Origin of the sequence: Chitinimonas sp. JJ19, assembly GCF_036961565.1 — a bacterium.
Lineage (GTDB): Bacteria > Pseudomonadota > Gammaproteobacteria > Burkholderiales > Chitinimonadaceae > Chitinimonas.
Window position 1 is genome coordinate 161,283 of the sequence record NZ_JBAMDD010000008.1, and the last position, 12,749, is coordinate 174,031.

The 12,749-nt window shown below is 59.7% G+C and carries 13 protein-coding genes; 3 read left to right on the plus strand and 10 right to left on the minus strand.

The genetic code is table 11. The features are described from left to right. Positions 1 to 7: 7 nt before the first annotated feature. The 7 genes from V7714_RS12075 to V7714_RS12105 all read right to left on the minus strand — a co-directional run bounded on the left by V7714_RS12075 (position 8) and on the right by V7714_RS12105 (position 6,050). Positions 8 to 1,030: a general secretion pathway protein GspK gene (locus V7714_RS12075; RefSeq protein ID WP_335709939.1), complete on the minus strand. Its 1,023-nt coding sequence runs from the start codon at positions 1,028 to 1,030 to the stop codon at positions 8 to 10. Further along, on the minus strand, positions 1,030 to 1,692 hold the full coding sequence (locus V7714_RS12080) for a PulJ/GspJ family protein (RefSeq protein WP_335709940.1): 663 nt from the start codon (positions 1,690 to 1,692) through the stop codon (positions 1,030 to 1,032). The genes V7714_RS12075 and V7714_RS12080 overlap by 1 nt, the downstream gene beginning before the upstream one ends. Next, entirely contained in the window at positions 1,685 to 2,125 is a 441-nt protein-coding gene (locus tag V7714_RS12085) for a PulJ/GspJ family protein (protein WP_335709941.1), read from the minus strand. Before V7714_RS12085 ends, V7714_RS12080 begins: the two co-directional genes overlap by 8 nt. Continuing rightward, positions 2,122 to 2,547 (minus strand): prepilin-type N-terminal cleavage/methylation domain-containing protein, encoded by a 426-nt coding sequence (locus V7714_RS12090; RefSeq protein ID WP_335709942.1) that lies wholly within the window; start codon positions 2,545 to 2,547, stop codon positions 2,122 to 2,124. The genes V7714_RS12085 and V7714_RS12090 overlap by 4 nt, the downstream gene beginning before the upstream one ends. A gap of 78 nt (positions 2,548 to 2,625) precedes the next feature. Then, a complete protein-coding gene (gene gspG / locus V7714_RS12095; protein WP_335709943.1) occupies positions 2,626 to 3,060 on the minus strand; it encodes a type II secretion system major pseudopilin GspG in 435 nt (144 codons plus the stop codon). Positions 3,061 to 3,120: 60 nt separating this feature from the next. Beyond that, positions 3,121 to 4,338, minus strand: a complete 1,218-nt coding sequence (locus V7714_RS12100) for a type II secretion system F family protein (protein ID WP_335709944.1) — start codon at positions 4,336 to 4,338, stop codon at positions 3,121 to 3,123. Continuing rightward, positions 4,338 to 6,050, minus strand: a complete 1,713-nt coding sequence (locus V7714_RS12105; protein ID WP_335709945.1) for a GspE/PulE family protein — start codon at positions 6,048 to 6,050, stop codon at positions 4,338 to 4,340. The genes V7714_RS12100 and V7714_RS12105 overlap by 1 nt, the downstream gene beginning before the upstream one ends. 133 nt (positions 6,051 to 6,183) lie before the next feature. On the opposite strand from V7714_RS12105, the gene V7714_RS12110 reads away from it, so the two are divergent. The 3 genes from V7714_RS12110 to V7714_RS12120 all read left to right on the plus strand — a co-directional run bounded on the left by V7714_RS12110 (position 6,184) and on the right by V7714_RS12120 (position 10,558). Further along, positions 6,184 to 6,642 (plus strand): thiosulfate oxidation carrier protein SoxY, encoded by a 459-nt coding sequence (locus V7714_RS12110; protein WP_335709946.1) that lies wholly within the window; start codon positions 6,184 to 6,186, stop codon positions 6,640 to 6,642. After that, the gene (locus V7714_RS12115) at positions 6,639 to 6,986 is read left to right on the plus strand and encodes a thiosulfate oxidation carrier complex protein SoxZ (RefSeq protein ID WP_335709947.1); all 348 of its coding nucleotides are present in this window, start codon (positions 6,639 to 6,641) and stop codon (positions 6,984 to 6,986) included. Before V7714_RS12110 ends, V7714_RS12115 begins: the two co-directional genes overlap by 4 nt. Positions 6,987 to 7,264: 278 nt before the next feature. Beyond that, the gene (locus tag V7714_RS12120; protein ID WP_335709948.1) at positions 7,265 to 10,558 is read left to right on the plus strand and encodes a beta strand repeat-containing protein; all 3,294 of its coding nucleotides are present in this window, start codon (positions 7,265 to 7,267) and stop codon (positions 10,556 to 10,558) included. Between the two features lie 107 nt (positions 10,559 to 10,665). Here V7714_RS12120 and V7714_RS12125 read toward each other — a convergent pair whose 3' ends face one another. The 3 genes from V7714_RS12125 to V7714_RS12135 form a co-directional block, all read right to left on the minus strand. Beyond that, positions 10,666 to 11,505, minus strand: a complete 840-nt coding sequence (locus V7714_RS12125) for a TIGR00645 family protein (protein ID WP_335709949.1) — start codon at positions 11,503 to 11,505, stop codon at positions 10,666 to 10,668. Further along, positions 11,506 to 11,859: a YkgJ family cysteine cluster protein gene (locus V7714_RS12130; protein WP_335709950.1), complete on the minus strand. Its 354-nt coding sequence runs from the start codon at positions 11,857 to 11,859 to the stop codon at positions 11,506 to 11,508. A 422-nt stretch (positions 11,860 to 12,281) separates the two neighbouring features. Beyond that, the gene (locus V7714_RS12135) at positions 12,282 to 12,740 is read right to left on the minus strand and encodes a hypothetical protein (RefSeq protein WP_335709951.1); all 459 of its coding nucleotides are present in this window, start codon (positions 12,738 to 12,740) and stop codon (positions 12,282 to 12,284) included. Positions 12,741 to 12,749: the final 9 nt, after the last annotated feature.

Consider the following 12,749-nt stretch of genomic DNA (forward strand, 5'->3'; position numbering starts at 1 on the left):
GACGACCTCACAACCCGCTCTCTGACAGCGGATTAACGGGGACGAGCGCCGCTGCAGCGGGCCTCGGCGGAAGCGGAGGAAACTTGGTTTCATTTATCAACACATGTCCAGGTGGAAGCGGCAAGCGCATGTAGTTTCGCAACTGCCACGGCATCAACCGCCCGTTCGGCGTCAACCTTACATTGTACCTTACAATCCAGGATGCACCGGGCACATGCAGATTGACGGCGACTTCATCGGCGGGAAGGTAGATCAGTTTGAACAGCAACTGTTCCTCAGGGACACCGGTGATAGCGGAAAAATCCCCGCCATGGGCAATCGGCTGCATTTCGCGCCGGGTGATCACCGCCTTCGCCGCCTCCTCAGTCACGCCTGGCAACGTAGCCAGCACTTCCCAAGGTGCCGTATTGGGATTGAGCGCCACCTGGTCGCTGGTGGACAAGAGCTCGATAAAGCGCCCATCCTCCCACAGCGCCGTATAAGCAGACCAGCCCAGCACGCTCTTGAGTTCATAAGGATTGCGCAGCTCGCGGTTAGGCGGCCCAGGCAAACCAGCCGCCTTGTATTCCGGCAGCTCGGCCCCATTCAGATGCCGGTATTCGTCCGCATCCTTATAGTCCGCCAGCCTATCCAGCAGAATATTCCTGTCGCGCGACGGCACCCCGAATACACCCAGCAAACGCGAAAACTGCTCTCGCTCCAATCGATTGAGGCGCAGCAATCCCCGCTCATCCTGCAAGGCAATCTGCACCCCACTGCCCTGGTAATAGCGGGAATCCATGGCCATCAGATCCGCCCCCTCACCCAAGCCATGCCCCGTGATGCGCGCCACCCCTAGCCGGAACATGATGTCTGCCTCGGCATCCATCAGCACTATGCGTTCGCGATTGTTCTGCTCGGCCGCCTCCAGCAACAGCCTGGCCTCATCGACACTGCGAGCAAAATAAGCGGCGGCGATCATAAAGGCCGCCATCATCCATAGGGTCAATACCAGAATGTAGCCGCGCTGCCGACGCCGCAGGTATCGCATCAGACACCTCCAAAGGGCAGCGTAGGCTTTTGCTCATCCTGCAAATCGCCTCGGGGTACCGCAGCCCAGCTAATGGCATCCTCGCCAACCGACTGTATGGTGATGGCGCTTGGCAGCTGCGCCGGCTTCAATGCACTCACAGGCGGCCAACTGTCATATTCCGAACCATCCACATCCTGATAGCGAAATGTCGCCTTCAACGCAGGCCAGCGATACACCTCGAAATCCCCATTACTCTCCTCCGCCCTGTACACCAGCGTCATCTCCCCGCCATCAGGCCGCAAGACCAGCGAGAAGGCCTGAGGCGCACCATAGCGTGGCGACAATGGCATGGTGGTCAGGCCAGACAAGCGCATGGCACCGCCAGTAAACTTGTCTTTGCCGTCGTTGTAATCCGGCACGAGGCCCCCCACCAATTGGCGATACCACTCCGCCCGCACGCCCCCCCGCCCCATTTCTGCCAACTGCGCATCGAAACCCTGCTGTGCCCGATTGATCATGGCCATGGATTGAAACAGCAGGCCCGTCACCAGCGAGGTGATCACCATCACCACCAGTATCTCGACCAGGGTAAAGCCCCGCTGGCTCAACGAGCCAAGCGCTACGTGCGGATACGGAGCAGCCGGGCGAGCCGGTGACAGCACAAGGTAAAGGTCAGCCATTGCCTTGGAATGCCTCCGTGTAATCCTTGGTTCGCTTGTAACCCACCTGATTTACCGTAAAGGTGAACCAAGGCTGCCTGGCATCCCGATAAACCGTGACGTCCACCTTGTGCACAGAAATCGCGAACGAACTGGAACCTCGCGGATAGGAACTCCCATCCAGCGGCCCGGCAATCGGCTTGGACTCCCACTCCAGCCTGAACGCCCTCAAGGGAGCCTTGCCAAAGGGGCGAATTGCCGGATTGATGGAGCGGGTAAACTCGATGGCATCCGCCATGGCGACCTGCTTGCGATACTGCTCCTTGAGACGAAACTGCGCATCAAAGCTACTGTTGATCCAGGCGATGGCCAGCATCCCCACAGTAGAAACAATCACCAGCGCGACGATGGCCTCCAGCAGGGAGAAACCCTGCTGCCCGACCAGGCGACTCATTCCACCACCTCGGCGCGGCAATCAGGCGCCTTCAGCCGTATCTGCGAAACCGTACCGTCCGGTGCCGTCAGTTGCAGGCTGCCGCCACCACAAAGGCCATTGAACTCCATGATCACCGGGGTAAGAATCGTCAGCTGCCAATCCGGCGGCAAAGCCAGCACGGGTGCACCATCCTTGTAGAGCATCTCAGCTGACTCCGGCGTTGCCAGCTTGATACCGGCACCGGCCCGATAAACGCGCTCAGACAAAGAATCCAGGCCATGCAGCACCCTGGCCCGATCAAAGCGAAAAGCCAACCCTTCGGAATAGCGCTTGATATTGGGGAACACCATACCGCTGAGCAAGCCCACCACGCACAGGACCACAAGCAGTTCCACCAGGGTAAAGCCCAGCCCAGCCCGCAGTGCAGGCCGAGCCGGCACACGGCAAACACCACCAGCAGGAATCCGGCTAAAGCAATGGCCCATTCGCGCCACCCGCTTATGCACGCAGTGGGTCAATCACGGCAACATGCCGATATCGGCGTCGCCACCTTCGCCGCCAGGCACACCATCGGCACCGAACGAGTACAAGGCATAAGGCCGACCCGCCGAGCCGGGCAGCGAATACTGGTAAGCATTGCCCCATGGATCCAGCGGCACGGTCACTTCATCCAGATAAGGGCCGCGCCATTTGTTGCGCAATTTCTCATCGGTAGGTGCCGTCACCAGCAGCTCTATACCCTCGCTGGCATTGGGAAAGCGATTGATATCGAGCCGCATGGTTTCCAGCGAGCCCTTGAGCATCTTGACCTGGGCCTCTGCTGTCGTGACCTTGGAGGTGTCGACATGTCCCAGCACCCTGGGGCCGATCAAACCCGCCAGCAAACCGATGATGACCAGCACCACCAACAGTTCCACCAGGGTGAAACCCTGCATTTTTTTCCTGTGCTTCATTTACTCACCCGATTCAAATGCGGCTCACCTGCCCAGCAAACAGGGATGCCGCCATAAAGACTATCTTGCAAAATTAGACATGCTGGTGATCGCAAGCATGATGGCCACCATGATGAAGCCGATAACCGCACCAATGACCAGGATGGTGATGGGCTCCAGTAGGATGACAAAGCGTTTCATGCGGGCCCGGCTACTGGTTTCGTACAGTCCCGCCAGGGTGCGCAGCATGGCCGGCAGTTCGCCCGACAATTCCCCCACCCTGATCAGGTTCAAGCCCATAGGATTGACTGCCTGGTGGCTGGCCAGCGCATCGGCCAGCTTCTTGCCCGCACGCAGATCTCGAACGGCCAATTCCAGCTTGTGCCGCAAGGAACTCAGCGCCACACCGCTCTCGGCCAGTTCCATGGCACGGACTATGGGCACACGATTTTCCAGCAACACCCCCAGCATGGACGACCAGCGGCCGATCTCACCATCAACCAGCCAGCCCCCCATCAACGGCAGCCCCGCCGCAAACTCGAATAACTTACGCCGGCGCTCAGGACTGGACAAGGCCACCCAGCCCGCAAAGAACAGGACGGCCGCCAACAGACCCACCCAGCTCAGATTGGTTTTGACGAACAGGCCCGCCTTCAGCACCCATAGCGATATCTCGGGGATATCGGCCTTGGTGTTGCGCAGCATGCCGGCAAACTTGGGCACCACAATAATGAAGATCAACAAGGTCGCGGCAATACCGGAGAACACCAGCACCGCAGGATAGATCAAGGCATTGCGTATCTCCTGCCGCAAACCTTCCTCATACTCCATCTGGTTGGCAGCCGCCGTCAGGCTGGCTGCCAGCCGCCCGGTCAATTCGCCGGCCGCCACCAACTGATAAAGATAACCGGGTAGTTCCAGCTTGACGCTGGCCATGGCAACCGACAAGGCATCGCCCGCCCGCAAGCGGGTATGCATGGCCTTGAAGATATCGCCAAAGAAATCTTCGGCATGGGCATCCGCCATGGACTGCACCGCCTCAGCCAGCGGCACCCCGGCACCCAGCAGAGTCGCCAGCTCACGCACCACCACCGCCTTGTCGCGGGTACTGGGCGATCGGGAGAAACGGATCTGGCGCTTACCCGAGGCCACCACACCGGTAGACGACAGTGCCTTGAGCTCTACAGGCTGCATGCCCTGCGACACCAGCAAGCGGTAGGCGTCGCTCTCCAGGGCCGCATCCAGCTCGCCCTTGATCACCTTGCCCTCCTTGTTGATGGCCTCGTACTTGAAGCGCATCAAACCTCTCCCTCGCCGGAGAGACCTGTCACCCGCATCACCTCATCCACGCTGGTCTGCCCGCGCCATGCCTTCACCAGGCCATCCTCGCGCAGATTGCGGTAGCCGTCTTCGCGCGCCATGGCGACCAGCTCATGGGCCGGCAGGCGCTGCATGATGGCGCTCTGGATGCGCGGCGAAACCTCCACAAACTCGTAGATGCCTACCCGGCCACGGTAGCCCGTATGGCCACAATGGCTGCAACCCTGGGCTTCACGGAAATTGGGGGCGGTCTGGAACAGGGCCGGGAACTGCTGCTTCAGGCTGGCCAGCAGATCGGCCAAGGCGGCGGGTGGCGCTGCAGGCGTGGAGCACTTCTCGCACAGCCGCCTAACCAGCCGTTGTGCCTCTACCGCACGGACCGACGAGGCGACCAGGAATGGCTCCACCCCCATATCGGTCAAGCGGGTAAACGTCGAGATCGCATCATTGGTGTGCAGTGTGGAGAACACCATATGGCCGGTCAGCGCCGACTGCACGGCAATCTGCGCCGTTTCCAGGTCGCGGATTTCACCAATCATGATGATGTCGGGGTCATGCCGCAAAATGGCACGCAACGCTTGGCCAAAGGTATAGCCAATCTCGGCATGGGTCTGTATCTGAGTAATGCCCGGCATATTGTATTCAACCGGGTCTTCCACCGTAATGATCTTGCTATGGCGATCATTGGCCACCGCCAGCGCGGCATACAGGCTGGTTGACTTACCCGAGCCCGTGGGGCCGGTCACCAGCACAATGCCATGCGGCTCCTTGGCCCAGCGCTCAAAGGCCTGCAGATGGTCAGCCTCCATGCCCAGCTTGGCCAGGTTGAAATCCTTGCGCTCCTTGGGCAGCAGACGCATCACGATGGACTCGCCATGTACCTGCGGTATCACCGACACCCGCACATCCATCTCGACACCGGCCGCACGCACCGTGATACGGCCATCCTGCGGCAACCGGCGCTCACCGATATCCAGACCGGAGATCAGCTTGATACGGGATGCCACTGCGTCAAAACGCTCGCGTGGGAACTCGGCCCGTGTCTGCAAAACCCCGTCGATACGGTAGCGCACCAGAAAGGCGTGCTCCTCGGGCTCGACGTGGATATCCGAAGCCCGTTCATCCGCAGCGCCGGCCAGCAGATTATTAACCAGCTCAATGACCGGCGCCTCTTCTGCCAGCTCGCGCAGGTGGGCGACATCGTCGGAATAGCCCGTATCGTCGGGCGAGGCATAAAGCTTGCAGAGCCGCTCGACATCACGGCTGCGGGCAAAATGCCAGCTCAGCGCCCGCCCCGGCAGGGCAACGGCCACCAACTCCTGCAAGTTGGTGTCGATAGGGTTGCGGCTCGCACAGTGGAACACACCTTCCGCCCCCTCCCACAGCAAGACCCCGTTGTCGGCAAACCAAGGCACGCTCAGGCCGGTCTGCTCGATGGCATTGCGGTAATCGGCGGCACGCGCAGGCAACGCCTCTTCACCCAGCAGCGGCAGGCAAAGTTGCTCAGCCAGCACCGGCAGCAGCATATCCTCGGAGATCGCCCCCAGACGCACCAGCGTGGAACCAATTCGGGTGCCCATGCGTCCCTGTAGGGAGAGTGCCCGCTCCAGATCGGCCGCAGTGACCAATTCACGTTCGAGCAATAGCTGCCCCAGGGGCGCCAGTAGCGGGACACAATTAAGCTGATTCATCTAAAAGAGTTCACCCACATTTAAACTGTGATAATTTCCAAGAGGCATACGTAGACTACGAACGCCTCGAGTAATATCCCGCCCCATGGAAAAAAAAGTAACACGACGCAACCTTGTTCGCGGCCTTGTCGCTATGCCTATCGCCTGGGCTGCGCTGGCACTGAAGCCCATCAAAGCCATGGCCGGAGAATGGCCGCAGGCACTGTTCAACGCCCCCACCAGCCAGGCAGCGCTAGGTGTGCTGCAGGCCAGCACAGCCTTACCCGGACCTCGCATTTTGCTGGATGTGGCAGAAATCGTCGAGGACGGTGATCGGGTGCTCGTCAGGGTGATGTCCACCTTGCCCTCAACCGACCAGATCACCCTGCTGGCAGACACCGAATTAAGGCCAGTGCTGGCGCAATTCAATGTCTCGCCAGATCTGGAGCCCGATATCACCACCCACATCAAGCTGTCTGGCACCGGCACACTACGCGCCGTGGTGCGGGCTGGCGGCAAGATATATAGCGTCACCAAGGAAGTGAAGGTAGCTGAAATGCCATGGGCCGGCTCTACACCCCGCAGCAAGCGCAAAAAGGCCGACCCATCATGAGTATTCGTATTGCGGCCAAGCTGCTGAAGGATATAACGGAAATCGAAGTGCGCGCCACCGGCCCCAGCGAGGACGGCCAGCGTGCCGACCCCAAGACCGGCAAACTGATACCGGTCAACTACCTGCAGCAATTGCTGGTCAAGGTCGATGGCCGCTTGTTGACCGAAGCCCACCTGGGTGGCGGCCTGTCGGCCAACAATGTCTTCCTGTTCAAAGCCCGTAGCTTGCGCCCTGGCGCCACCATCACGGTTGAGTGGACGCGCACGGAAGAAACGCGCGGCAAGGACGGCCGCCCTTCGACCGCGCAAAAGACCGGCAGCGAAACCCTCATCCTGGGCAAGTAAACGCTGGGGCGCAGCCCTTGCGCGCCAATAAGCACCGCCAACAAAACCCTGCGTAGCGGTACTGGCTAGGCGTGCGTGCGCTGGCGCGCGCAGCAGACAGTACGCGGCTATGGCAAGCTCGCACAACAGCGCCTGAGGGGTTTTGTTAGTGGCGCCAAGCGCAATTGAACGCGGCCCGTGCCATATGGCATGTCCCATGCACCGTCAGTCACTTACCGTTCGGAAGACTGGCTTGATCTAGGCTATAAACAATCTACGAACCTGTTCGAGGATTGCCCATGATGCACCGAGTTCAATTGCGCCCCGCATCCCTATTGAAGTCGGCTCTCAAGCTGGTCTTGCTTGCGCTTTTCCCTGCCCTTGCGTTCGCGGCGGCCACCGTCACCGGTGTCAGCGCTACCACAGGCCGCTATGGCCTCAGCCAGAATCTCAGCATTACCGTCACCTTCAACGAGGCTGTCAATGTCGTTGGCGCCCCCGAACTGGCGCTGAATGCCACCGGCTCACCCGTGGCCATCTGCGCCACCGCGAGCAATAGCGTCACCATGACCTGCACCTACACGATTGCTGCAGGCCAGACCGCCGCCACGCTGGACTACACCGCCACCACAGCGCTGACCCTGCCACTCGGCTCCACCATTACCACCGTATCGGACAGCAATGCCGCGACTCTGACACTGGCCACACCGGGGGCCGCAGGCTCGCTAGCCACCAGCAATGTCGTGATCGACACCACGGCACCGACCTTGCCGGCCGCCAACATCGCGGTCAACAACAGTGCCCGGCCCAATACCATCGCGCTGACTTTCAGCGAGGACATGACCAACAACGCCGCACTGACCACGGCCAGCAATTACACCGTCAGCAATAACAGCAGCAGTGTCACCTACAGCATTGCCAGCGCGGCACGCACCTCGGCCACCGTGGTGACGCTCACCCTGGCAACCGCCAACCCTGCCAATACCGCCACCTATATCACCAACGCCGACATCACCGGCCATATCAAGGTTACCCTGGCTAGCGGCCTGACCGACCTGGCCGGCAATGCCCTGGCCGCCACTACGGTAACCGAGGCCGGCGCCACGGCCACCACCGACAGTACCGCCCCCACCCTGCCCGCCGCTGGTATACGCGCCGTCAACAGCAGCCAGCCCCATACCGTGGTCCTGACCTTCATTGAGCCCCTGGCGGCTACGGCAGCGGTGACCGATACCAGCAAGTACATCCTGACCAATAACGCCGGTAGCATCACCTACACCCTGGCCAGCGCCAGCCAGGCCTCGGCGGGTGTGGTCACGCTGACCCTGGCCACTGCCGATCCCGCCAGCACAGCAAGCTATCTCACCAACAGCGATATCACCGGCCACCTGAAAGTCGCGCTGGCCAGTGGCTTTACCGACCTGGCCGGCAATACCCTGGCCGCCACTACCATCACCGAGGCCTCGGCCAGCCCCGCACCCAGTACCGATACCACCCGCCCCACTCTCAGTAGCACGCTCGCCCTGGTGGACGCCACCCACGTCAGGCTCAGCTTCAATGAAAAGCTGACCAAGACCCAGGCCGAAACTGCCAGCAACTACACCCTAACCGGCACCGGCGCCATCTCTGCCATCACCGGCGCCCCCAGCGCTGCCGTACTGGCCAGCAATGGCCTGGACGTCACGCTGACGGTGCCCTCGCTGGCTGCCATGGCCACGGGCAACACCCTCACCGTGGCCGCCAATACCAATCTGCGCGACTTGGCCGGCAATACCATGCTGAGTTCGGCCAATGCCGTCTTCACCGCCACCAACTCGCCCAGTAGCCTGGCCTTCGACGCGGTCACCAACGCCTTGCTGAACACCAAGGTGGAATCGAATGCCGTCACCATCATCGGGCTCAGCCTGTCAGCCACCGTCAGTGTCATCAGCGGCTCGGATGCCACGCTGCAATGCGCCATCGCCCCTGCCGCCACCGGCACCTTTCCGGCCTTCAGCACCTGTGCCCCAGGCACGCCGCTGTCGGTCAGCAATGGCGATCAGATCAAGGTGCAACTGACCAGTGCCACCACCGCCAATACAGCCGTCAGCGGTGGTATCCGCATAGGGGGTGTCGATGCCAATTTCAGTGTGACCACCGCCCCCCTGGCGCCGGTACCCAGCGGCATCACAGTCGCCAGCCTGACCAATCTGGCTGCGGCCTTTGCCACCCCCGACCCAGCCATCACCCTCAGCGCCAACGGCGTCGCCATCATCCCCAGCTCAGTCACCGGCCAGATTGCCGTCAAACCCAGCGTACCAGCCAACAGCGGCTTGCTGGTCAAGAACGGTGGCACCGCACAGTTCCTGTTCGGTGGCATCAGCGTCTCGGTCAAGCCGGTCAACAGCGACGTACTGCTGGTCACCAAGTCCTACACCATCGACACCATACCCAGCAACCCACTGTTCGAGATCGCGACTGGCGAGGCTACCCTCAGCTACTCAGGCATACCGGCCGCCGTAGCCAGCGTGCAGCTGGGTCTGGGCAGCACCGCCAAGCAATTGCTGCTGACCTCAACCAGCACCAGCGCCCTCAACGTCACCATACGCAAGAACCAGGATGGTACGGCCCTCCTGGCAGTCAGCAGCGGGCGCATGACGACAAGGCTCGCCTCTGGCGCATCCACCATCGCCACCTCCGATGTCGCCAGCACAGTGTACAAAAACGAAGTGGCTACCATGAATGTGCTGGGCCAGTTCACCAACCTCCGCATCGGCTCCCTCACCGGAACCCAGACCGGCATCGTGGGGGATGCCATGGCACTGTCGCTACCCGTCAACACCACCTCGCGCGGCAAGGTGCCCTATCTGGGGCAACCTTCAGAACGGGCCGACCCGAACAAGAACCTGATGGTGGCACTGTTCGACTTCATTGGCTCGCGCACCACCATGAGCCAGAACATACAGGGCGGCTTCGGCCAACTCCCCCTGATACTGGACAATGCCCCGCTCCATGTCATGCCCTATGGCGATGTGCTAGTCGACCCCAGCCGCCCCGATGGCATCACCCTGGCCGATGATGGGCATTTCGAGGTCAGCCGCAACGGTGTTTACGTCAAGGTAAGCCGCACCATCAGCAACCTGAGCCAGTTCTCCCAGGCCATACAGACAGCCTACAACGGCACCGTCGTGCTGACCGAGGACGCCTCGCTGGAAGTCAACAACGGCGGCCGCACCGTACTGATGAAACCCAACCTGGTCACAACGCCCAACGGCAGCACCTCGGTAGGGCTGGATCAGTTGCCCGACGGCGTACTGATCTTCCGTACACCCGGTGCCGACCAGCTGCTATTCCCACACTTTTTCAACCTGTCGCAACTGGCCGTCACCTTCAAGGATCTCGACCCAGCGATGACCCTGATCGACAACCTCAACGGCACCGTCACCGCCAAACTGGCGGGCACCAGCTATCTGCTGATTCCCTCCTACGAGGTACTTAGCCCCATAGGCGGCATCCCACCCGAGCACCGGAACGACCCCTGGTGGAATGGCCCTGATGGCTTGATCTACTTCAAGTACCCCACAGGCGGTGCACAGGGCTTCCGGATACAGTAAGCCGGCAGACTAGGCACAGTCGCAGTACAAGAAAACAGGGGGCAATGCCCCCTGTACTTTGTCTACCTTGCCGCGCCGTCAACACAACTGCGAGCGATGTTGCATCGTCAGTGCTTACCCTGCATCAGCTTGTCGGTCCAGGCCATCACCAGCGCAGATAGCAGGAAGGTGCAGTGTATGATGACCTGCCACATCACCCCCTGCTCCGAGACCGTGCTGGTCGGCGCACCCATATCAGAAGCACTGATAAAGGTCTTGAGCAGGTGTATCGACGAGATACTGATCAATGCCAGTGCCAGCTTGGTCTTGAGCACCCCGGCGTTTACATGGGACAGCCACTCGGGCCGGTCTTCATGCGACACGAGACCATCAATCTTGGATACAAAAGTCTCGTAGCCACCGATCACCACCATGATCAGCAGGTTGGCGATCATCACCACATCGATCAGGCCCAGCACGATCAGCATGATCTGGGTTTCGGTCATGGTGGGCGCATCGGCCACCAGATGGATCAGTTCACGGACGAACTTGTAGACATAAACGCCCTGCGCCACGATCAGGCCCAGATAAAGCGGCGCCTGCAACCAGCGGCTGGCGAAGATGAAAGACTCCATGCGGGAGACAAGCGGTTTCATGGTCTTCCTTGTGATATCAACAACGGGATGCGTAAGTATCCATATGTAGCGGGGGATGGCAAGCCTGGGGCAGACAAGGCTTAGCCCGGATCGGCGGCCTTGATCGGCGGCCTTGAGCGCCAGATTGATGCGGCGAACTCCCAAGCGACCTTCATCGCTGCCAAGCCGGGCGGCCTGCTGGTACAACGCCTTGGCGGCGGCAAGATCCTGAGCTACGCCCAGGCCCGACTCGTACAGCATGCCGAGGTAGTAGGTACCGTCGGGGTGCTGGGCATCGTTGGCCTGGGTGAGCAGCCGCAGGGCTTCACCCATTCATACCAGCACGTGCCGCGTTTCCTTGAAGAACAGGAAAATCTCCTGCGCCACCGCCGGGTCTATCGGCGCTGCAGGTTTGCAGCCATTCGGGCAGGCCAATCTAGGTGTAGTGCCAAACAAGCGACAGACCAGGGGCCGTTCGTGATAGACAGTACAGCCGTTTTCACCCAGGTGCGGACAGCGCAAATCCTCCAGCGCAGCCTCACGGGCCTGCCGGCTCTTGCGGGGAAGACGGGCCATCTCCTCGGTCGAGACCAATACGGGGCCACAGCAATCATGGCAGCTGGGCTTGCAGGCGAACTCAGGAATCTGCGACCGGAAGGATCGGATTTTGTCGGCGTTGGGTGTCATGAGGTTCACACAATCGCATATATCGGAGTGATCAGCATCCAGACTTTGATCCAGCGCAATACAGATGTAAAGTGACCTGCTAGACATCTGGGCCCTAACGCTTCGCGCCTTGCACCTTGTCCTTCAGCCGGTAAGGTTGTGAACGAAAGGTTCGAGACTTTATACCGGATTGACATTATGCTTCGTTGCAGCATCCATAAATGCGCCCAAATTGTGCGCACCACCAATGCCTTTGCTCTGAGAAAAGCCATCCAATCTTGTAACATGCGTTGCGATGTCTGGTTCAAATGCAATCCCATCCGCATACCTAAACACTTTGTTTGGATAACATAAATTAGCCCCGCACCAGCAAGGCTGATTTTACCAATACATTTATCTGTAGTTGAAGACTGTCCAGAAATGCCCGTTAGGGCAGGTCACAGCTACCGTGGAAATTCGGGATTAATAAATGCCATTCCCGTGCAAAGGACTGCACCACCTGTCACCTCTAGGGCAACTAGGGTTTGCAATATGTACTTTTTCGACAAAGCCGGGATTTCATCTAGAAACATATAGCCCATAAACTCCGCCGGCAATTCATTAAGAAGCAGCTTGGATATTAATTCAGTTTGCTCGACCAGCATTTTCTCAAGGCTTAGATAGCCTGTTTCTTTTATAAGCAAAGCCCATCCCTCTAACTCTTCCAAATAACCTTCATCTTCAGATTCTCTGTCAACAAACTCCTGATAGTATCCTCCAAAATAGGTTGCCACTTCTTCCACGCTGATTCTCAATGAGTACGGGATTGCATACTCACCAGCCAACGGACGCCCAAACCCATGAGCATCCACGCCAACCAATGAGCAATCAATCACTTCATTGTCAATCTTACAGATTCTCATTTCTTAGCC